The sequence below is a fragment of the Microvirga medicaginis genome (assembly GCF_052658925.1).
In genome coordinates this window covers 1-22,559 of sequence record NZ_JBQWEL010000005.1, presented here as the reverse complement: position 1 = coordinate 22,559, position 22,559 = coordinate 1, and the positions used below count along the sequence as shown (strand labels likewise).

Here is a 22,559-nt window from a genome sequence, read left to right as displayed (position 1 = left end):
TGTTCAGATCCCGCTCTCGATGGCGCGTTCCACGACCTCTTCAGGTGTAGCCGCAGGGGGCTTCTCGTATCGAGGCGGATGACCCGCCAGCACATGAACAAGTTCGTCCAGGAAGGCAATGGCCAGAATCACGAGACCGGAGGAATAGCCGAGCTGCGGGATCCAGAGCGGCACCGCGACCACGCCCTGAGAGATGTCGTTGAAGCGCCAGCTGTCATAGGTCATCTGCACGGCATACCAGGCGAAGTAGCCGATCACTGCAGTGCCGATCAGAAGGCAAAGGATTTCGACGATGCGCCGCGCCCCTGTCGGCCACCGCTCGAGAATAAGCCCGACGCGGATCAGCTCTCCTGACTTGAAGGTATGAGCAAGACCGAGGAAAGCCATGGCAGCCATGGACCAGGCGGCAAAGTCATCGCCTGCGGGAATATTGATTCCGACCTCCCGTCCAAGCGACAGGCTCATCATCAGGAGAAAGATCAGGATGAGGAACAGACCGGCGAGGTAGCCGGCGAGAAGATAAAGGCCGTCTAGAACGGAGCGGATCATCAAGAACATTCTTTCCGCGCGGAATGCGTGAAATGAGATTACCGTTCGGCAAGCCTAGGACAAGGGTCTTGATGGGCGAGGGTGCTGAAGGATGCATCTTTCCCGCCAGAGCTTTGGGCAGTTGCATCCGCATGCGACCTCCCGCCCACGTCTCTCTCCCTCGCCTCGCCTGCTTTTCCGTGCTAGAACAAAGCACGAACAATCCAGCGGAAGGCCTTTGATTCCATGGACGAGACGCTCAGCCGCAAGCCGCGCATCCTGGCGGATGCGGCGACATACGATGCCTCCTGTTCCTCTTTCCGCGTGCCTGGGCACAAGACCGATATGGCATCCTGTTCTGCACACGATTCTGGATCTTCGCCGTACTTCGTCCGGGGTGCCGAGAGGGGAAATGCATGAGCCTGCACTGCATCACCTTGAAAGACGGCGCGGATCTCGACGGCTTTCGCCGGGCCGTGCGCTGGCTGATCGCCGAGGAGCTTGCGCCGCAGCACATCGTCTGGTCGCTCGATGAGACATCGGGCCTTTTTGGAGACGAGGGCATGAGCAGCGCACCACCCGTTTCGCTGCCGCGAAGCGTGGCACGCCTCATTGAGCTTGGCGTGTGCCACAGGGACCCTGAGCGCTATGCCCTGCTCTACCAGCTCGTCTGGCGTGTCCTGAACGGCGAGCGTGATCTTCTGGAGATCGCGAGTGATCCGCTGGTCCATTGCATCGACATGATGGCGCATGCGGTCAGGCGCGATCTTCACAAGATGTATGCCTTCGTGCGCTTCCGGCGCATGAAGGGTGAGCATCTGGAACGCTTTGCTGCCTGGTATGAGCCGGAGCACTTCATTCTTGAGGCCTCGGCTCCATTTTTCATTGACCGCTTCCGTTCTCTCGACTGGACGATCCTCACGCCCATCGGCTCGATGCGCTGGAGCCGGCACGAACTGACCTTCGGCCCGCCTGCCCAGCGTGAGGATGCGCCCTCGAAGGACGGCTTCGAGGAGAGTTGGCGCGGCTATGACGAGAGGGTTTTCAATTCCGCGCGGGTGAACCCCGCCACGCGTGCGGAGATGCCTAAAAAGTACTGGCGCAACCTGCCGGAAACCGTCCCTATTCCCGGCCTGATCCAAACCGCCTCTCAACGCGTTGATACCATGATCGAACAGGAGGCGACCATGCCCGCCAAGCGCATGCCGGAGCGCGCTCTTGAAGCCATGTGGGATCAGGAGCCCAAGACGCTCGACGAACTCAACGCCATCATTGCCAAGGCAGGACCGCTGGTGCCCGGCGCCACGCAGGCCGTGTTCGGTGAAGGGCCCAAACATGCGGATATCGCCTTCGTCGGCGAACAGCCCGGCGATCAGGAGGATCTGCAGGGCCGCCCCTTCGTGGGACCTGCAGGCAGGCTTTTTGACAAGGCCATGAAAGAAGCCGGTATCGACCGTTCGAAGGCTTATCTCACAAATGCGGTGAAACATTTCAAATTCGAGCAGCGCGGCCATCGCCGCATTCACTCGAAGCCCACAGCAGGCGAGGTGAAGCATTACCGGCCCTGGCTGATGAAGGAGCTGGAGCTGGTGCGGCCCAAGCTTGTGGTGGCGCTCGGCGGAACCGCCCTTCTCGCGCTCACCGGCAAATCGACACCAATCTCCCGTTCGCGCGGGCGCGCGCAATTCGGCCCCTGGCGCGGCTATATCAGCGTGCACCCGAGCTATCTGCTGCGCTTGCCCGATGAGGCCTCGAAGCGCGAGGCTTATGAGGCTTTCGTCAACGACCTTCGCCGTATCCACGATCTGGCACAAGCCGATCCGGAGACGGGTGAATTGCCGCTCGCGGCGGAGTAGGTCTTACGCTCGTGCCGCGAGCTTTCGCCGGTGATCGAGACGGCGCATTACCGGCGTCACCGTGATGCCATGCAGCACGATGGAGACGAGGATGATGAAGCCCGCCGTGCTCCAAAGGACATCCTCATTGTCGAATTCCTCATGGTTCAGGGCATAGGCAAGATAGTAGATCGAGCCGAGGCCGCGAATGCCGAAGAAGCTGATCGCCAGTTTCTCACCAGAAGGAGGATGGGTTCCGATCAGCCCGATCCATCCGGCGAGCGGGCGGATGACGAACAGCGCCAACAAGCCGAAGACCGCTGCCTCCCAGCTCAGCGCGCGAAACAGCTGCCCGCCCGTCATGGTACCGCCGAGCAGCACGAGCAGCACCATCATGAGAAGGCGCTCCAACTCCTCCGCGAAATCGTGGAGCTTTTCATGATAGGCGTCCTCGCGCTTGGTCGCGCGCAACGCCAGGGCGGCGACGAAGACGGCGAGAAAGCCGTAGCCCTTCACCATCTCGGTCGCCCCATAAGCCAAGCACGTGATGCCGAGCGCCACGAAGCCCGAGCCGGTGCGCGAGAGCTTCGCTCGGTTCGGCAGGTGGAAGGTGAGCCAGCCGAGAACGCGCCCGACCACATAGCCCATGGCGATGCCAGCCCCGATTTTCCAGATCACCGCATAGACGAACCAGTCCGCCACGCTTGTCGTGGTGATCTCATGGACGAAGGTGATCGCGAGCAGGATGAAGGGGAAGGCGAGGCCATCGTTGAGACCCGCTTCCGAGGTCAGCGTGAAACGCACCTCGTCCTCCTGCCCCCCGCCCGGCGGTCCCACCTGCACGTCGCTTGCGAGCACAGGATCGGTCGGTGCGAGCGCCCCGGCCAACAGAACGGCCGCGGCCAAGCTTAAGCCCAGAAGGCTGTACCCGAGCCAGGCGAGACCAAGAATGGTCAGGGGCATGGAGATGCCAAGCAGCCGCCAGGTGAGCCTCCATCGCTTCCAGCCGAACGGCCGGTCGATCTTCAAGCCCGCCCCCATGAGCGATATGATCACGACCAGCTCGCTCAACCGCTCGACCAAGGCGATTTGTTCGCTGGGATGGGGAATCACGCCGGGAACGTCGGGAATGGCGAAGATGAGTGCGCCCAGGCCCACGCAGAAGATCGGCAGGGACAGAGGCAGCTCCTTCAGGACCATGGGAAGCCAGGCGGTTAGCAGGACGACGACTCCGAAACCGGCCAGCACGACGATGTAAGCACTCATAAGGCAGCGAACGCTGTGTAGACTCGGCAGTTCCAGTGTCTCAGGAGGTTAACTGCCCCTTAAACCGCCACAATTAGGGTGCTCCAGAGCGTAAAAGGCCGGAATCGACCGGTTCACAGAATGCGGGGTTTTAAAAGACGTGGCGAACGGACGTGGCCGGCGGGAGCCGGTTTTCGATGCGCCCGCTACGGAAGCGGGGGAGATGGATTTCTACCTCTCGCCCGAAGACCGGGCAGGGGGATCCATGGCAAGACGGCGTGCTTCTAGGCAGAATGACGAGGACAGGCCGCCCCGACGCTCGCGCTCGAAGAAATCCAAGCGCAAGGGCCGCTCGTTTCTCGGGAAGCTGATCTATGCCGGTGTCGTGCTGGGCCTCTGGGGCATCATCGCCCTCGGCGGCGTGGTAGCCTATTATGCCTCGCAGCTGCCTCCCATCGACCAGCTCACCGTTCCGAAGCGGCCACCGAACATCGCCATCATGGCCAATGACGGCTCGCTGATCACCAATCGCGGCGAGACGGGCGGACGCACCGTCACCTTGAAAGAGCTGCCACCCTACCTGCCGAAGGCTTTCGTGGCCATCGAGGACCGGCGCTTCTACGATCATCTCGGCGTCGACCCGATGGGCATCGCCCGTGCGGCCTATCGCAACCTCAGCCGTTCCGGCGGCCTGCAGGGCGGCTCGACACTGACGCAGCAGCTGGCAAAGAACCTCTTCCTCACGCAGGAACGCACCGCCTCCCGCAAGATCCAGGAGGCGATCCTCGCCCTTTGGCTGGAGCGCAACTACTCGAAGGACCAGATTCTCGAGCTTTATCTCAACCGCGTCTATTTCGGCGCGGGCGCCTATGGCGTCGAGGCCGCCGCCCAGCGTTATTACGGCAAGTCCGCGCGTTATGTGTCGCTCTCCGAAGCAGCCGTGCTCGCAGGCCTTGTGCAATCGCCCTCGCGCCTTGCGCCCAACCGGAATCCGAAAGCGGCGCAGGCGCGCGCGGAACTCGTGATCGCGGCCATGAACGAGCTCGGCTTCATCACGCCGGACATGCGCAAGACCGCGCTTGGGCAGCCCGCCGAACCCGTGCGCCCGAACGGTGCGGGTTCCGCGAACTATGCGGCCGATTACGTGATGGATGTGCTCGACGATTTCGTCGGCACCATCGACACGGACATCGCGGTCTTCACCACCATCGACCCCATGATGCAGTCTGCCGCGGAGCGGGTGCTCGTGGATGAACTCAACGCCAAAGGGCAGAAGTTCAATGTCAGTCAGGGCGCCTTCGTCGCCTTGCAGCCGGACGGCGCCGTGCGGGCTCTGGTGGGCGGCAAGAATTACGAAACGAGCCAGTTCAACCGGGCCACGTCAGCCCGCCGCCAGCCGGGCTCGTCGTTCAAGCCCTTCGTCTATCTCACGGCGATCGAGCGGGGCTATACGCCCGATACGGTTCTCGAGGATGCCCCGGTGAACTACAAGGGTTGGGCTCCCCAGAACTATGATCGCAAGTACCGCGGGCCGATCGCCCTGCGCGATGCCCTGGCGCTCTCGCTCAACACCATTGCCATCAAACTCAACATGGAGGTCGGGCCGAAGGCCGTGGTGCAGACGGCGCAGCGGCTCGGCATCACCTCCCCGCTTCAGGCCAACGGCTCGCTCGCGCTGGGCACTTCCGAAGTGACGCCGCTCGAACTGGTCAGCGCCTATGCGGCCTTCGCCAATGGCGGCATCGGTGTGACGCCTTACGTGATCACCGAGGTGAAGACCCTCGACGGCAAGATCGTCTACAAGCGCCCGGCCTCTGCCGGCAGCCTCGGCCGCGTCATCGACCCATCCGCCGTCGCGATGATGAACGAGATGATGCACAACACCTTCGTCATCGGCACCGCGCGGAAGGCGCAGATTCCGGGCTGGCCCATGGCCGGCAAGACCGGCACGACGGACGATTACAAGGATGCGTGGTTCGTCGGCTTTACCGGCAATCTCGTCGCTGGCGTCTGGCTTGGCAACGATGACGGGGAACTGACGAAGCGCGTGACCGGCGGCAATCTGCCCACAGAAGTCTGGCACAACTTCATGAAGATCGCACTGAAGGACAAGCAGCCTGTGGCTCTGCCGGGCGGTGAGCGCTTCCGCGACGACGTGCCCATGGCCGATACCGGCGGCGATCCCCGCTATGCCACTGTCGGTAATGGCGGCGACGCCTGGGCTCAGCCGCAACCCCAGCCCCAGCGTCGGGCCAGCGTGCGCGAGAAGAACTTCTTCGAGAAACTGTTCGGGCTTTAAGCCTTCCGCGCTCGACCCGTTGCCGCGAACACCAGAAGCGCCAGCACGCCCGTGGTCGCGATGGCGGCCGGCAGCGGCAGCGCGGAGGCGCCGAGGTTCTGCCCCAATACGATGCCGAGGATGGCGGCAAAACTCATCTGGCAGATGCCAAGCAATGACGAGGCCGCGCCCGCGCGCTCAGGAAACGGCATGAGAGCCGAGGCCATGGCCTGCGGCATGGTGAGGCCCACGCCCAATGCGTAGATCGCCATCGGTCCTGTGATTGCGAAGGATGACGGGACGCCGGAGACGACGAGCGCAATCATCAGCACGCCGCCGATGGCGAGGCTCGTCACGCCGAAACGGATTGTGCCGTCCAGGCCATATCGGCCGACAAGATGCTGCGCAGAAAGTGTGCCGCCGATATAGCCTACGACCATGAAGGCGAAGGAGAAGGCGTAAGACAACTCATCGAGATGGTAGACGCCCTGCAGCACGAACGATGAGCCGGAGATGAAAGCGAAGAGACCGCCATAGGCGAGCATCGAAAAGCTCACATAGGTGCGATAGCCGGGGTGTTGCAGCAGCGTCCCGAAGCCCTTCAAGATCGAGCCGAAGGAGATCGGTGCATCGGATTTCCTGCGGATGCTCTCAGGCAGGCGCAGCAGAACAGTTGCGGCCAGCGCCATGCTGCAGACGAGCATCACGCCAAAAGTGACTCGCCACTCATAGAACTGCGCGATCAGCCCGCCGAGAACGGGCGCAAGCGCCGGCACGACACCCATGATCGTCCCCATGCGCGACAATTCCCGTCCCGCACGAGGCCCCTCGTAAAAGTCGCGTACGATGGCGCGTCCCAGCACAATAGGGCCTGATGCGCCGAGCGCCTGAACAAAGCGGGCGGCAATGAGGACCTCGATGTTGGGCGCCAGCGCGCAAACGAGGCTCGCCAATGCAAAGAGGCCGAGCCCGAAGAGCAGCACGGGCTTGCGTCCCACCCGGTCGGAAATCGGCCCATAGAAGAACTGCCCTGCCGCGAAGCCGAAGAGGAAGGCCGACAGCGTGAGCTGCGTCTGTGCCGTGCTCGCCTGAAGACCCGCCGCAATCGCCGGCAATGAAGGCAGGTACATGTCCGTCGAGAGAGGACCGAGCGCAGTGAGCAGCGCCAGGACGACGGTGAGGGCCAGGGTATCGGGCTTGAGCATGATGATCACAGCAAAGACAGAGTGGGGCTCGGACTAAGCCGAAAAGCACCGTCTGTCACGAGCTTAAGCCATTGCGAATCCCTCATACGAAAGCTCAGCGTGGCTTCGGCAATCAGCCGGGAGAGGGATAAGCGCGCTCGAAATAGGCCAGCGGATCCAATGCATGCCGTTGCCGCTTCCCGACCCAAGCCTCAGCTCCTGCAGGGAGAGCGGAATTGCACCTGTAAGTAGCAAATCTCAGATGAGGCGGCTTTTATTCCGAATCTCCGCCGGCTCGCTAAGTGGTTGGCATTGCTGGCGATTAGCGCATTTTGCCCTTTCGCAAACCATCTTTGCGATATCCTATTTACGAGCTAAATACCTGATCTCTAAGCCAAATTTCCGAACATTATTCCAATTTGCATTTTTTCACAAAGCACCTGTTTGTTCAGGGAGCATGTACAATATAACAGTTCACGTATGATCCGTTGAAACGTGTTGGCTCCAAGAAGCCTATGGAAGGGTGTTTCCAATGGATAAATCTGCCCTTGATCTTATCGTCATCCAGTCAGGAGATGTCTTGTCTGATATCGCTCTGCCAGTTGAGGCTGACAAAGAGTCATCGGCGCAGGACACCACGGGGTTCGGGATCGCCAGCGTTGGAACTCAGGCCGTGATCACCGGTGATTCCGGCAACAACGATCTCGGCAGCCATGGCAGCACTACCTCCAACACGATCCATGGGGGGCTTGGAGACGACACTCTGCGGGGCGGCACCGGCAACGACAAGCTCTATGGAGATGAAGACAGCGATCTTCTGATCGGCTGGCAGGGCGGCGACACGCTCGATGGCGGCGACGGGTACGACACGGTCTCTTACGAGACGGAGACCGGGAGTGCGGGCATCGTGGTCAATCTGACGGCCTCATCCTGGACCTATGGGGGCCGGACCTATGCGTCAATGACGGGAAAGGACACCTGGGGATCCATCGACAGCTATGCTCAAATCGAGGCGTTGGTCGGATCCCGAGGAAACGACATCATCAATGCGAGCGATACGCCGGACCAGTTCGTTCTTTACGGCGGAGCCGGGAACGATACGCTTATGGGCGGGGATAGCGACCCGTGGGGGCTCGATCTTCTCATCGGCGGTCAGGGCGACGACGTCCTGATCGGCGGAATAGCTTATTTCGAAGGTGCCGATGCCGTTCAGGTGGATCTGCGGGCGGGGATCGCCACGGGGCAGGGCACGGACACCCTGCAATCGATCTCTTACGTGATCGGCGGCGACGGCAACGACCTGATCAGGGCTGCCGACGCATCTGCGACGCTGGACGGCGGCGCCGGGGATGACACCCTGTATGGCGGAGCTGGCAACGACGATCTCTATACAGGATCAGGGACCAACGTGGTTTACGGGTCGGCGGGGAGCGACGGGATTACAGTCGACGGCGTGACAACCCTTCGCTACGACCAATTCGTATGGCTCGATACCCTTGGGCACAATATCGCTGGCTTCATCTCAGCAGACCTGGAGATGGGGTATGTCTACAAGTATAAGAACAATTCGAGCGGTACGGTTACGGACCTCGACAGGCTCGGAGAAGACAACATTACTCCGGGGATCGTCTACGATCTCGTCGCCACCAGAGGACGAGACTACGTCAGAGGCAATACGCTGGACAATCGCCTGACGGGTCTTGCCGGCGATGACAACATCTGGGGAGCCGACGGCAACGATGTGCTCGACGGTGGTGACGGCAGCGATATGCTCGATGGTGGCATCGGCAACGACACGCTGGACGGTGGCGCCAATAATGATTCTCTCAAGGGCGGAGACGGTCACGATAATCTTCTGGCCGGCAGCGGCAGAGATACGCTGGAGGGCGGGAACGGCGACGACACGCTCGACGGCGGCATCGGCGCCGACAGCATGGTAGGCGGCAGCGGCAACGATACTTACTACGTGGACGACATCAACGATTCCATGACGGAGCTGGCCGGTGGCGGCACCGATACCGTCTACGTATCCGTCAGAGGCTACGATCATCTCAAGCTGGCCAATATCGAGAACGTGGTTCTCGTGGGCGAAGGCACCATCGACTACAGCAACCGCGCGCCGGAGATCCTCGGCGCATCGAGTCCGACAAGGTTCACCATTGCGGACACGGGCATTGCCGCACCCTTCTCAAACCTCACAGTCACGGACAACGGTGCATGGGTGAAAGTCACGGTTCAGATGACCCCACCCTCTCAAGGTTCGCAGAAGGGCTTCTTCACCAATCTCGGCCCTGGAGTTTACGACAGAATCGCCGGCACTTACACGGTCAGCGGCGATATTGCGACGGTGCAGGCGGCGCTGCGGGCCCTGCGGTTCGATCCAGCGGAAACCCCGTCCGGGGCAGTCGGAAGCATCAGGACGGAGACCTTCACGATCAGTGTTGTCGATGATCGTGGCATTACGTCGGCGCCCAACAGCAACATCTCCGTCGACATCGTTGCCACCAACCGGACGCCGATCCTCGTTGCCCCGTCGGCAGCCTACACCGTCGTCGACACGGAGAACGTCAATCTTGTGTCGCCGTTCGCCAACGTTGCGATCAATGATACGAATTTAAGTGACATCGTCACTGTGACGATCACATTGGACTTGCCAACTAAGGGCTCTTTGGTCTTCACAAAAGGCTCTTACGACACTGCTACGGGCGTCTACACGTTTACCGGGTCGGCCTCCGACGTGCAGTCAGCCGTGCGGGCGCTGAAGTTCAATGCGACGGATCGCATGGGCGCCGAACCCGGCAGCATCGAGACGACTACCTTCACCATCAACGTGACTGATGCCGGGGGCCTCTCCAATGGTCCGTTCAGCACCATTCGCGTCAATTCCGTTCACGGCACGCTTCCTGCGGGTACAGCACCGATCATTTCAGGCTCCGATACAATCACTTACAATGACACCGGTCCCATAAACCCATTCACCAAGCTGTCGATCTCCGACGATAGTGCGAGAATCACAGCGACGGTTGCGATGGACTCCCCGAGCGGCGGCGAGTTCCTGAATCTCGGCATCGGGTCCTACGATGCCGTCAACGGAATCTATACGGTGACCGGAACCGTCGCCGAGGTTCAGGCAGCCATCTGGGCCTTGAAGTATGATGCGAACCTTCCGACCTACGGTCAGATCGGTTCGACCTTTACAAGGAAGTTCACCATTACGGTGACTGACGACAGCTTCACGTCGACCAGTACGAGTTTCACGCTGAACCCATCGGTCGCCAACCAGGCACCGACCCTTGTTGCGCAGGCCCGGACGGTCACGATCACAGACAACGAGAACGATGACCTTGCGCGACCCTTCTCCGAAGTCGCGATTGACGATGTGAATCTCAACGATACCGTAACCGTCAGGGTATCCCTCGACGATCCGGCCAAGGGCGTTCTGGTGCCGGGCAGCGGAGGCACCTATGCAAACGGCCTCTACACGTTCACGGGAACCGTTGCGGCTGTCCAAGCTGCGCTGAGGGCCTTGCAGTACGATCCGCGTGATCGTGATGGCGAGCCCGGCATCGAGACCACCACGTTTTCGATTCGAGTCATCGATGTCCGCGGTCTGTCGAGCGATGTGAACACCAGCATCAAGGTGGATTCAGTTCACGGTACGCTTCCAGGCGCGGCTCCTGTCATCGGAGGCGCTGATGCCCCTGTGGCGGTGACCGTTACCGACGTCGACCTGACAACGCCCTTCGCAAATGTGACGATCACGGATGATGACCCGACCGTGACGGTTATCATCGCCATGGATTCACCGTGGGAAGGCGAATTTACCAATTTGGGCATCGGCACATACAACAAGAGCGCCGGAACGTACACGGTGACCGGAACGGCGGCCCAGGTTCAGGCGGCGATCCAGGCTCTGCAGTTCGATCCCGAGGATCGCCCGAATGCGCAGGTAGGATCCATCCAGACAACCGCCTTCACAATCACGGCTTCGGACGGCACCCATGTGGCGACGAATACCAACATCGCCGTGAATGCGACGGCGACGAACCGCGCTCCCACGCTCGACGCGCCGGTCGTGACCGTGACGATCGCCGATGACGAGAACACCCATCTCGCCACTCCATTCTCCGCAGTGACGATCGGAGACACGAACGCCAACGATACAATCACCGTGACGATTACGCTCGATGCCGCCGGCAAGGGCGTTCTGGTGCCGGTGAATGGTGGTGCCTATGATGCGCAGACGGGTATCTTCACCTTCACCGGTTCGGCGGTCGCAGCGCAGGCGGCAGTCCGTGCCCTGCAGTACAACCCGAGCGATCGTCCTGACGCAGAGAACGGCATCGAGACCTCTCGCTTCTCGATCGTGGTGACGGATGCGGGCGGCTTGTCGACCGCTCCGAACACTAATATCAGTGTGGATTCGGTTCACACCGTGAACCTAGCCCCCGTGATCGGTGGAGCCGATGCTCCCGTGACGGTAACGATAGCGGATACGGAGATAGCCTCGCCGTTCGCAAATGTGACGATCACGGACGATAGCTCGACGGTGACGGTCACCGTTACGATGGACACCGCCACGGAGGGTGAGTTCACGAATCTGGGCATCGGCACATACAACAAGAGCGCCGGAACCTACACGGTGACCGGAACGGCGGCTCAGGTTCAGGCGGCGATCCAGGCTCTGCAGTTCGACCCCGAGGATCGCATTGCGTCGGTCGGCTCCGTGCAAACGACGAGCTTCACGATTTCCGTCATCGACAGCAACGGGGTCGAGGGTCAGCCGAACAGCAACGTCTCGGTCGCATCCACAGCCTCGAACATTGCGCCGACCGCACCCCAGCTGACGGACGGCTCGATCAGCGACATGGCAAATGCTGGAAGCCAGGTCGGCACTCTTTCGGCCATCGATCAAAACGGCGATGCTCTCATCTATACCTTCAGTGAAGCTCTGGCAGATTCCAACGGCCTGATCAGCGCGGATGGACGGTTCGAGATCGTCAATAATGTGGTCGTCCTCCGCGATCCGAAGCTCATCCAGGTCTCGCAGGACTCCACCTTCACATACAACGTGATCGCATCGGATGGGCATGGGGGCCATACCTCCGGCGGCATTTCCATCGTGGTTGCCGACATCAACAAGGCTCCGACGAATCTTCAGCTCTCCAATTCCCTTGTCGAGGAGAATTTTGCTGAAGGGCAAGTCATCGGGCTGGTCTCGGCCAGCGATCCGAATGGAACGGCTTTATCCTACACTCTTCTGGATAATGCCGGTGGTAGCGTGGAACTCGCGGGCAACCAACTGCGGGTCAAGGATGCGACGAAGATCGACTATGAGCAGCACGCTCAGTTCACGGTTACCGTCGCCGTGAGCGACGGATTGGAGACCGTGAACAGGACCTTCACGATCACCCTGGAAGATCTGCGTCGCGAGAATGTGGTCGGCAATGCCGGCGATAACGTGATCCGCGGCGGCGTTGGAAGCGACACTCTCAATGGTGCGGCCGGAAACGACACGCTGCATGGCGGTGAGGGACGCGATCTGCTGACCGGCGGTGCGGGGGCGGATGCCTTCGTCTTCGATACGGCCGTGATGAAGACCGCCGCCGACACGATCCTTGATTTCAGCATCGCCGAGGGAGACCGGATCTGCCTGTCGCACAAGATCTTCAGCGGCCTCGGACTTGGCCAGCTGGATGCCAGCGTCTTCGTGCTCGGCACCGAAGCACGGGATCAGGACGACCGGATCATCTACGACCGGGCGACGGGGCAACTCTTCTATGACCTGGATGGCACCGGCGGTACAACGAGAGATATCAGGCCGGTCCTGTTCGCCACGCTCAACCCAGATGGTGCAAAGCCAGATCTGACGCACGCCAGCTTCTACGTCATCTGACGAGAGCTCGATCGGCGTGAAGGCGACTCTTCTCTGGAAGAGCCGCCTTCCGTGTCTCAGAGTTTCCTCCGCTGCACAGCCCTTGTTTGAACCCGCTCGGCTTTCGGAGCGCGCAGGACTTCGGCGTGGCGCATCGCTCTTTGCGGAAAACCAGGTCCACTTTTCGCTGACGCGGACCTCCGGTTTTCCGCGTCCAACGATGCGCTCCTCTCAAGAATGAGCATCGGATCAATCCGAAAGTGCAGGTCCCCTTTTCTCGTCCAAAGCTCTAGCCGATGCGGTGCAGGGCACTGCCATAGGTCTTGAGCCAGGCCTCCGCCTCGTCCGTGCGCGGGCAGAGCTGGTAGGTGATCTTCCAGAAGCGCTGGGAATGGTTGAGCTCGCGTAAGTGCGCCACCTCATGGGCGGCGAGGTAATCCAGCACGAAGGGCGGAGCCATGATGAGGCGCCAAGAGAAGTTGAGCGCCCCATTGGCCGAGCAGGAGCCCCAGCGGCTCTTGGTATCGCGCACGGTGATGCGCTTTGCCGGGATGCCAAGCTGAGCCGTATGCTTCTTCACGGCCACCGCGAAATCGCGCTTGGCCTCAGCCTCAAGAAAATCGCGCACGCGGCGCGCGACGTGGACGGCTTCGCCCGCCACCGCAATGATCGGCTCACCCGCATTGTCGCGGGTCGCCTGAGTGACACCCCGAATCGAGGACCAATGGACGATGCGGTGCGGCACGCCCCGTAAGGGAACGAGCGCACCCGGCTCGAACAGCACCCGGTCAGGCACCTTGGCGAGACGGCTTGCGATCCACTCGCTGTGGCTGTCAGCGAATTTTTGCGCTAGGCCCACATCGGTGCGCTCGGGGATGGTGAGCACGACCTCGCCCGTCGCGTGGGAGACGCGCAGCGTGATTCGCTTGGCAGTCGGACGCCGTTTGAGAGCCACTTTAAATGACTGGCCCTCATGGGAGACTTTCAAATGAGGCGGGTCCGCAGGAACGCGGCGGAACAGAGCGGATTTCATGTCCGCAATCTGCCCGCTCACATCGATTCTGTCAGCGCAGCCGTTTGCCGCTCCCAAGAACGTATGGAGAACAGGATCCGGCTCTTGACGTGGCCTTTCAGGCTGCCTCTCGGCCGTGATTCTCAATGAATTCAACGATTCGAGGAGCGATTTGAGCCCTGAAACGAGAACCGTTGAAGACGCCATAGTGACCGACCCCGGTCTGCAGGTGATAGAGCTTCTTGTCGGAGGGGAGATTGGGGGTCAAGTCCAGGGTCGCCAGGGTCTGGCCGACACCTGAAATGTCGTCCCTCTCGCCTTCGATCGCCATGATGGCGCAGCGGCGGATGGCCTTGAGATCCACCGGTTCGCCCCGATGCATCATCTCGCCCTTCGGCAGCTGATGCTTCACGAACACCGTTTCCACCGTCTGGAGATAGAACTCGGCGGTCAGGTCCATGACGGCGAGGTATTCGTCATAGAAGTCGCGATGCTTCTCGGCCGAATCGCCGTCACCTTCCACGAGGTGGTTGAACATCTCCCAATGGGCCGTCAGGTGCCGGTCGATATTCATGGCCATGAAGCCGGAAAGCTGCAGAAAGCCCGGATAGACATCGCGCCAGAAGCCCGGGTGGGTCGGCGGCACTTTCACGATGCAGTGCTGCTTGAACCACTCGATGCCGCGCTCCTCCGCCAGCCGGTTCACGGCGGTGGGCGAACGGCGGGTGTCGATGGGGCCGCCCATGAGAATCATGGAGCGCGGGATACCCGGATCGTCCTCGGCCTCGAGCCGCGAAACGGCTGCCACGACCGGAACCGCCGGCTGACACACGGCCATCACGTGCAGGTCCGGGCCGAACTCCCGGAACATGGCTTTAAGATAGTCGATATAATCGTCGAGATCGAAGCGGCCCTCCGAAAGCGGCACCATGCTCGCATCGGCCCAGTCGGTGATCATCACCTGATGGGTGGGCAGGAAGGCTTCCACCGTGCCGCGCAACAATGTGGCGTAATGGCCGGACATGGGAGCGACGATCAGAAGCTTAGGCTGATTCGCAGCGAGTGCATGGTCGCGCTCGAAGGAAATCACGCGGCAGAAGGGGCGCTCCCACACGACCTCTTCGGTAACGGCGACCTCCTGGTTGCCGAGGGTGGTGGTAGCCAAGCCGAATTCAGGTTTCGTATAGCGGCGGGTGGTGCGCTCGAAGAGCTCGCAGGCAGCAGAAACGGTGCGGCCGTAGGGCGTGTTGTTGAGCGGGTTGACGGGGTTGTCGAAGAAGAGCTTTGTAATATCGGACGCTGCGCGGGCGGGGCTCAGGAGCCAATGCGCCGTATCGTACCAGTAATAAGAAAAATTCATCACATGTCCCCAAAGGCCGGGCGCCTGGTTTCTCCCGCACCGCGGGGTAGGCTTTATCCTCAACCGTAATTTTAAGATTAAAGTTCCTTCCGCTTATTGCAACACCATTGTCGTGATAGCCGAAAACGCCTGCGATTTACCTCCTCCGAAGCATCCCTCCGGCGACAATTTAGGACTTTCTGCCTTTATGCTGTTGCTTGGCGAACAGTTTTTTTAACCCTATTCTGTTCGTTCATGGTCGCCATCCCAGCCAATAGTCTCAAACCGTCTCCCCGCCAGCTGCGCCTCGATACCTTGGTCAGGCTCCGCTGGCTCGCAATCGTGGGACAGGCGGCAGCTGTCGCAGGCGTGCGCTTCGGCCTTGGATTCCCGCTGCCCTTCGAGCTGTGTTTTCTCGTCATCGCCGCATCGGTCTGGACCAACCTGCTGCTGCGCATCCAGTATCCGGCAAGCCACCGACTCAGCGACAATGCCGCCACGGCGTTGCTCGGCTTCGACATCCTGCAGCTGGCGGCGTTGCTGTATCTCACGGGCGGACTGGAAAACCCCTTCGCCATGCTCTTCCTCGCGCCTGTGCTGATCTCGGCGACGGCGCTGACCCCGGAGAGAACTCTCGCTCTCGGCCTTCTCGCGGTGGGCTCCGCCACTTTTCTCGTGCTTGCCCACAGGCCTTTGCCATGGTTTCCGGGGCAAACCTTGAGCCTGCCCTTCCTCTACGTATCGGGAATCTGGACGGCGATCCTTCTCGGAACGGTGTTTACCGGCATCTATGCCTGGCGTGTCGCGGAGGAGGCACGCCAGCTCGCGCAGGCGCTGGCCGCAACGGAGCTCGTTCTCGCCCGCGAACAGCACCTCTCGCAGCTCGACGGTCTCGCCGCCGCCGCCGCCCATGAGCTGGGGACGCCACTGGCCACCATCGCGCTCGTGGCCAAGGAGCTTGGCCATGCCCTGCCGAAGGACGGCCCGGTGGCGGACGATCTGCGGCTCCTGCAGGAGCAGGTGGATCGCTGCCGCTCGATCCTCACCAAACTCACCTCCATGGGAGAGGAGGAAGAAGGCTTCCTGGAAACGATTGCCTTGAGTCATCTGGTGGAAGAGATCGTCGAACCGCAGCGGGCCGTCGGATTCGATGTACGGGTCTTGGCCCACGGCGAAGGACCCGAGCCTGTGGGCCGCCGCAACCCTGGCGTCGTGTATGGCCTTTCCAACATTCTCGACAATGCCACCGACTTCGCTGCGAGCCAGGTCACCATCGAGGCTTCGTGGACACCTCACGAGGTTTTCATCGAGATCCGCGATGACGGACCGGGTTACGCGCCCGATATCCTGCTGCGGGTGGGGGAACCCTATGTGACGACCCGCAGCGCGGCGGAGCGCACGGAAGCCGACAATGACGAGGGAGGGGGGTTGGGCTTAGGGCTCTTTATCGCCAAGACGCTGATCGAACGCTCGGGCGCCGAATTGACTCTGACCAATGCCGCGCCACCTGCCACAGGAGCGGTCGCACGGATCGTTTGGCCGCGTCACGCGTTTGCACAGGGTGCGGCAATTTCGCCGCAGGGAGAATCCAAGGGGTCTCTCAAAGAATAGAGGAAGAATTCCCATATTGAGGACGGGCCCGATCGGCCCGTTTCAGGAAGGAATTGTTCCGTTATGCAAGGAGAAGTTCTGATGGCCGACGCGCCTGTTGCGTTCGAGGATCGTGCCGACAAGAGCCTCTTGATCGTGGATGACGACCGGCCCTTCTCGACCCGTCTCGCCCGCGCGATGGAAGGCCGCGGCTATCAGGTGCGCGTGGCCGAAAGCGTGGCCGACGGCATCGCCGAGATCGAAACCAATCCTCCGGCCTTTGCCGTGATCGACATGCGCCTCGGCGACGGCAACGGCCTCGACGTGATCGAGCGGTTAAAAAACCGCCGCCCCGATGCGCGGGGCGTCATTCTCACCGGATACGGCAACATCGCCACCGCCGTGACGGCGGTAAAGATGGGTGCCTTCGACTATCTTGCCAAACCCGCCGATGCGGACGAGATCCATGCGGCTCTCATGGCCCAGCCGGGCGAGCGTGCGCTGCCGCCGGAGAATCCCATGTCCGCGGACCGGGTGCGTTGGGAGCACATTCAGCGGGTTTATGAATTGTGCGGCCGCAACGTCTCGGAAACCGCACGCCGGCTCAACATGCATCGCCGCACGCTGCAGCGCATCCTCGCCAAGCGCGCTCCGCGCTAAAGCATCGGACCCAAAAGCGGAAAACCGGGTCTACTTTCCACACGGTGCTCCAGTCCTTACAGGCGTCCGTCCGCAATTCTGTCCGGATCGGCCAAGGCATGCAGGGCGGCGGCCGCCGCATGGGCAAAGCGGAGCGTCACCGCCTTGCGGCGCGCACCGGCAAGCGGATGATGTGCCGATTCGCGCATCACCGCTGCGCCGAAACTGTCCGCGATGATGAGCCCGCGATCCTCCGGCAGAATGTCGAAGGGCACCGTTTCCGGCACGGCGAAATAGAACCGATCACAAAAATCTTCGTAATCCGGCCATTTCCGGTCGGCTCGGAAATCCGCAACGCTCGACTTGATCTCGATGATGGTGAGCATTCCGTCGGGTGCCAGGGCAATGAGATCGGCGCGCCTGCCATTGGCGAGCGTGAATTCCGGCAGGGTCACATGGCCGAACTCGGCAAAGAGTCGGCGCACACCACGCTGAATTCCGGCGGCGACAGGCGATTGCCTTCCATCGGCGGGAAGAATGATGTTGGAGAGACGGGCTGCGGACGAATCGGGCATGGGACGCAGAGTAGCCTCTCCGCGCATGGCTGCAACGGCAGGAATGTCGCGCATTAGACAGCTCTTTCGATCCTGCCTCCTCAGGATGAGGAGAGCGCTTCATGGTGGCCGCCGCTCTGCTCCCTCAGCAGCCTTCAATGCAGCATCAGATTATGCGGGGAGAGGTTCTCGAGCATGTCACGCAGCTCTTCCATGTGCGGATTGATGGAAAGAGCGATCTGGAAAGCCGCGCGGGCTTCGTTGAGATGCCCATGACGCAGGCACACGTTGCCGAAGCCGGAAATTGCACCAAAATGGCGGGGCTCGAGTCTCAAGGTCTGAGCGATATCGAAGAGGCTGTCCGCATCGCGCTTCTCGATATAAGCGAGCGTCGCGCGCTTGTTCCACGCCTCCGCCCAATCGGGATGCTTGATGACGAGGTGATCGAGAAGAGGCCGCGCCCTCTGCAACTCTCCTGACGCGATGGCCTCAACTGCCGCTGCCAGGGTTTCTTCTGCCAGCCGATCCTCGTGAGAGCCCCAGAGCGTCCAGATCTGCTCTTCGACCTCCTCGACCGGCGTGACGGAATCGACATCGGCCAGCTCCTTGAAAAGACCATTCAAACGGCTCGGCAACACGGAAGACGGCGTGCGGCCGGGTGTTTCGAGGATGAGCTGGAAAACGGGATCGACCGGCAGGGACGACGACATAATGGAGCCCGATCTCCCTCTCTGGAAATACTGCAGGAAAGGTGAGATAGGCGCGAAGGCAGGGGCGGCGAGGGGCCAATTGCGGAGTTTAGGCTGGTCGGACGGCCCAGGCTTCGCTAGTTTCACTCCCAAAGCTCAACCAACGAGAAAACTGTCGAGGGAGGTGGCATGGAGCGCGACCCGTTGCGCCTGGCGTGGAAGACCTCTCGGATTCGCCATGTCTTCGGATTTTGTCTTCTGGCACTGGCCGGCTTCTGCCTGCTCGTCGGGCTCGAGCTGATCCGCATCGTGGTGGACCGGGCCGTTGCAGGGGGAGTTTCTGCTCCACCCGCCCTGCTCCGCATCGTCCTCACCCCACCCGCGAGCCTCTGGCCGGAATCGCTCGTGCTGTTTTCAGGCATCGCGCTCAGCCCGGAGACCTTCACGCTTGCCTCCATCGGCGGCATCCTGCTTGTTCCCATTCTGATTGCGCTGCTGCTGATCCCCGTCGACGGGATTGCGGTCAGCATTGGCTCGCGGGCTTTGGCCAAGCTTCGCGCCCTGGCCCTTGAAGCCATCCTCAAGGCACCGCCTTCGGCGCAGGACGATCTCTCGACGGCGACGGCGCTCGCAGCCCATGGGCTTGCCCGCGAGAACTCGGTGCTGGGATTGAGCCTGTTCGTCCCGGTCAAGCTCGGCGGCATGATCGGATTGTCGTTTGCCTATGTGCTCGCGATGAACTGGTATCTCGGTGCCACTCTGGCTGTGGCCCTGAGCGTCGGCGCCATCCTGAATGCTCGCCGCGCGCTGCTGCGGTTTGATGCGACGGCCGCACGCCACAAGGAAGGCGAGAGCGCCGAAAGCATTCTGGCCGATCTCGAACACCGCATTCCGGCGATGCGCGCCCATGGCACGGGGTTTTATGAGCGGGACCGGGTGCACAATCTCCTCATCGAAGGCCATCGCCCCGTCGCACGGCGCGAGTACCGTCTGGCACTCGTCGATTCCACCGCTGCCATCGTGCTGATGCTCGCACCCGTCGCGGTGCTGGCGCTTGGTGCATGGTTCGCCGGATCTCACCCGTTGACGGCAGGCATGGTGGCAGCCTGTGCTCTCGCCTCCGCGCTCGCGGCTTACGGCGTCCGCGAACTCGTGCAGTGGCACCGCATGGCCTTGCGGGCTCGCGCTCTGCTCACCGACGTGGCACAGAGCCTTTCCGCGCTTAAGCCGCGTGACATCAGGAAGGGCAAGGCGTCACTGCCTGAAAACGGTGCCCTCGTGGCGCAGGGCGTCTCGGCCTATGACCCGGCGAGCGGCGCGCGCATCACCTCCGTCAATCTGAACCTCGCCTTCCCCTCCCATGTCGCTCTCGTGGGCGATGGCGATTCCGGCTCTCGTCTGCTCGCCGCCCTCATGAGCGGACAGATTCACCCTTCCGTCGGCCGCATGACCTATGGCGGCGTGGATCTGGTCGAGGCCAATCCTTATGAGCGCAGTCAGCGCATCGCCTTTGCCGGTGAGACAGTGCTGATCGAAGGCAGCCTGAAGGAAAACCTGCTCTATGGCTGCCAGGCGCCGGCAGAAGAACTCGAGCATCGGCTCTCGGAAGCCATTGCCATCACGGGTCTTGACCGCCTCACCCATGCACGCGGCCTGTCCGGCACACTCGATCCCCGAAAGGAACCCGCGATCGCAGCGGCTATCGTGGAGGCCCGCCGCTTCGTTCAGGCGGCGCTGGCCCGGGAGCAGCTTGACCGTTTCGTCGATCCATTCGATGCCGCTCGCTACAACCGCTACGCCACGATCGGCGAAAACCTGCTGTTCGGAAAGCCGGTCGGCGACACGTTCCGAGAGGACAGGCTTTCCGCGCATCCTTACGTGCGGGCCATTCTCGAGGCCAACGACCTCACCAAGATCCTGAGCCAAATCGGCCTGTCCATCGCATCGAGCATGATCGAGATTTTTGCCGATATCCCGGATGGACATCCTCTCTTCGAACGCTTCTCGTTCTTCTCGGCTGCCGACAGGGCCTATTTTCAGGATCTCGTGGAGCGCCAAAGCGGCCAGCGCCGGCCCGGACGCGATCAGGAGCGCCTGATCGGCCTCGCCCTCCGCTATAACGAAAGCCGCCACCGCTTGGGCCTTCTCGATGAGGCGCTCGAAGCGCGCATTCTCACGGCACGGGCGGATTTCGCCCGCATGCTGCCGGTGAGCCTCAGACCTTCCATCGAGTTCTACGATCAGGCGCTCTTCTGCTCGGCCGCGAGCGTGCAGGATAACCTGCTCTTCGGGCGCATCGCCGCCGATCAGGCCGGCGCGGCGGAAGCTGTGCAGGGTGTCATCCGATGCGTCCTCACCGAGCGGGGCCTTGACGGCGAGGTCTCCCGCATCGGCCTCGACCTGCCCATCGACCCTCAGGGCGATGATCTCAGCCTCACCGAAATCGCGGCCGTCGATCTGGTGCGCTGTCTCGTGCGCCGGCCGAGCATTCTCGTGGTTCAACGGGCGCTCGATGGCCTGCCGGGTCCGGCCGCCGATAGGCTGGTGGCAGCGCTTCGCCGCGCCATGGTCGGGCGTGGGCTCGTCGTCGTCACGCCTTCGGTTTCCCCCATCATGGATCAACCGCCCTTCGACGCCGTTATCCGTTTCGAGCGGGGCGAACCCGTGGTGGCTCCCCGCATCAGGCAGCCGGAGGCCTTGAGTGCATGAAAGCCCGCACTTGCTATCCGGCGGCGCCTGGGGTCATCTCATCATGTGTGCTATCGCACAGATATGGGGTTTTCGGTTGGGCATGATCCAGCGATGGTAAGCCGAGTTGCATCTTCTGACGAGCTACAGGTCCGCTTCTGGGGTATCCGCGGCTCCACCTGCGCCTCCGGCCCTCAGTTCATGGAATTCGGCGGTCATACGGCCTGTGTCGAGATCCGCTGCGGCCAGCGTCTCTTCATCGTCGATGCCGGAACGGGAATTTCAGCATTGGGCAGTGCGCTCGGCGAGGATGTCCCCGACACCATCGATATCCTCTTCAGCCACCTTCACCTCGATCATGTGGGCGGCCTGGCCTTTTTCAAGCCGGCGCTCACCAAAGAGCGCCTAGTGCGCACCTATTGCGGCAATCTCGATGGCGAAAGCGCCATGGAGTCTCTCGACAAGCTGTTCTCGCCGCCGCTCTTTCCGGTGCGCCTCGGCCAGTTCCCGGCCCGGTTCGAGCATGTGGGGTTCAAGGCCGGAGAAATCCTGACCTTCGACGACGGCGCCCGCGTCGAGACCCATTCCCTGAACCATCCGGGCGGTGCTACGGGCTACCGCTTCCGGCATGGGAATCGCAGCATCTGCTACATCAGCGACGTCGAGCACAGCGAAGCCTGGCCGGATCAAGGTCTCACCGATTTCGTGCGCGATGCCGACCTCATGATTTATGACGGCATGTTCTCCGAGGCCGAATATCCGCGCTGCCGGGGCTGGGGCCATTCCACCTGGGAAAAGGGCGTAGATCTCGCCAAGGCCGCCGGCGTGAAGGCTCTGGCCATTTTCCATCTCTATCCGGGGCATGACGACGCCTTCATCCGCGCCATGGAAACCGAGATGAAGGCCGTGATGCCGACAGCCTTCGTGGCCCGCGAACGGCAATCCATCATCCTGGACGCTTCCGGCAGAGAGGCGGTTGCGGATTGGCCCAAGGCCGCTAAGGTGCCCGCCGTTTAGAGCATTGTCGGGCGAAGTGGACACCGGTTCGTCGATAAGCCAATGCTCCAGCAGAAATGTTCAAGCGGGCTTTTTCGATGTCCTTC

At 61.6% G+C, this 22,559-nt stretch carries 14 protein-coding genes; 7 read left to right on the top strand and 7 right to left on the bottom strand.

Annotated elements, in window-relative coordinates:
- Positions 1-3 precede the first annotated feature (3 nt).
- Complete coding sequence (locus ACUXUR_RS08645) at positions 4-549, bottom strand: TRAP transporter small permease (RefSeq protein WP_445501944.1); 546 nt, start codon at positions 547-549, stop codon at positions 4-6.
- 395 nt (positions 550-944) lie between these two features.
- On the opposite strand from ACUXUR_RS08645, the gene ACUXUR_RS08640 reads away from it, so the two are divergent.
- The gene (locus ACUXUR_RS08640; protein WP_445501943.1) at positions 945-2,384 is read left to right on the top strand and encodes a UdgX family uracil-DNA binding protein; all 1,440 of its coding nucleotides are present in this window, start codon (positions 945-947) and stop codon (positions 2,382-2,384) included.
- Between the two features lie 3 nt (positions 2,385-2,387).
- Here ACUXUR_RS08640 and ACUXUR_RS08635 read toward each other — a convergent pair whose 3' ends face one another.
- Positions 2,388-3,629, bottom strand: a complete 1,242-nt coding sequence (locus tag ACUXUR_RS08635; RefSeq protein ID WP_445501942.1) for a cation:proton antiporter — start codon at positions 3,627-3,629, stop codon at positions 2,388-2,390.
- 139 nt (positions 3,630-3,768) lie between these two features.
- Here ACUXUR_RS08635 and ACUXUR_RS08630 point away from each other — a divergent pair, with 139 nt between their 5' ends.
- On the top strand, positions 3,769-5,907 hold the full coding sequence (locus ACUXUR_RS08630; RefSeq protein ID WP_445501941.1) for a transglycosylase domain-containing protein: 2,139 nt from the start codon (positions 3,769-3,771) through the stop codon (positions 5,905-5,907).
- Here ACUXUR_RS08630 and ACUXUR_RS08625 read toward each other — a convergent pair.
- Positions 5,904-7,091 (bottom strand): multidrug effflux MFS transporter, encoded by a 1,188-nt coding sequence (locus ACUXUR_RS08625; protein WP_445501940.1) that lies wholly within the window; start codon positions 7,089-7,091, stop codon positions 5,904-5,906. The two genes, ACUXUR_RS08630 and ACUXUR_RS08625, sit on opposite strands and share 4 nt — an antisense overlap.
- Before the next feature lie 559 nt (positions 7,092-7,650).
- On the opposite strand from ACUXUR_RS08625, the gene ACUXUR_RS08620 reads away from it, so the two are divergent.
- A complete protein-coding gene (locus ACUXUR_RS08620) occupies positions 7,651-12,966 on the top strand; it encodes a hypothetical protein (RefSeq protein WP_445501939.1) in 5,316 nt (1,771 codons plus the stop codon).
- 268 nt (positions 12,967-13,234) lie between these two features.
- Here ACUXUR_RS08620 and ACUXUR_RS08615 read toward each other — a convergent pair whose 3' ends face one another.
- Together ACUXUR_RS08615 and ACUXUR_RS08610 are read right to left on the bottom strand one after the other, a co-directional pair.
- Positions 13,235-13,978: a M48 family metallopeptidase gene (locus ACUXUR_RS08615; protein WP_445501938.1), complete on the bottom strand. Its 744-nt coding sequence runs from the start codon at positions 13,976-13,978 to the stop codon at positions 13,235-13,237.
- Positions 13,979-14,075: 97 nt separating this feature from the next.
- Complete coding sequence (locus ACUXUR_RS08610; RefSeq protein WP_445501937.1) at positions 14,076-15,317, bottom strand: polyhydroxyalkanoate depolymerase; 1,242 nt, start codon at positions 15,315-15,317, stop codon at positions 14,076-14,078.
- Between the two features lie 234 nt (positions 15,318-15,551).
- On the opposite strand from ACUXUR_RS08610, the gene ACUXUR_RS08605 reads away from it, so the two are divergent.
- The gene (locus ACUXUR_RS08605) at positions 15,552-16,907 is read left to right on the top strand and encodes an ActS/PrrB/RegB family redox-sensitive histidine kinase (protein WP_445501936.1); all 1,356 of its coding nucleotides are present in this window, start codon (positions 15,552-15,554) and stop codon (positions 16,905-16,907) included.
- Between the two features lie 81 nt (positions 16,908-16,988).
- Positions 16,989-17,546, top strand: coding sequence for an ActR/PrrA/RegA family redox response regulator transcription factor (locus tag ACUXUR_RS08600; protein WP_133239247.1), 558 nt, complete (start codon positions 16,989-16,991; stop codon positions 17,544-17,546).
- A 56-nt stretch (positions 17,547-17,602) separates the two neighbouring features.
- Here the strand turns inward: ACUXUR_RS08600 and ACUXUR_RS08595 are convergent, their stop codons facing one another.
- Together ACUXUR_RS08595 and ACUXUR_RS08590 are read right to left on the bottom strand one after the other, a co-directional pair.
- Positions 17,603-18,100 carry an MmcB family DNA repair protein gene (locus ACUXUR_RS08595; RefSeq protein WP_445502161.1) on the bottom strand — a complete coding sequence of 166 codons (498 nt, stop codon included), beginning with the start codon at positions 18,098-18,100 and terminating at the stop codon, positions 17,603-17,605.
- Positions 18,101-18,234: 134 nt separating this feature from the next.
- Positions 18,235-18,789, bottom strand: coding sequence for a tetratricopeptide repeat protein (locus tag ACUXUR_RS08590; RefSeq protein ID WP_445501935.1), 555 nt, complete (start codon positions 18,787-18,789; stop codon positions 18,235-18,237).
- Positions 18,790-18,957: 168 nt separating this feature from the next.
- On the opposite strand from ACUXUR_RS08590, the gene ACUXUR_RS08585 reads away from it, so the two are divergent.
- Both ACUXUR_RS08585 and ACUXUR_RS08580 read left to right on the top strand, forming a co-directional pair.
- Complete coding sequence (locus ACUXUR_RS08585; RefSeq protein WP_445501934.1) at positions 18,958-21,477, top strand: ABC transporter ATP-binding protein; 2,520 nt, start codon at positions 18,958-18,960, stop codon at positions 21,475-21,477.
- 93 nt (positions 21,478-21,570) lie between these two features.
- The gene (locus tag ACUXUR_RS08580) at positions 21,571-22,473 is read left to right on the top strand and encodes an MBL fold metallo-hydrolase (RefSeq protein ID WP_445501933.1); all 903 of its coding nucleotides are present in this window, start codon (positions 21,571-21,573) and stop codon (positions 22,471-22,473) included.
- The last annotated feature ends 86 nt before the right edge of the window (positions 22,474-22,559 follow it).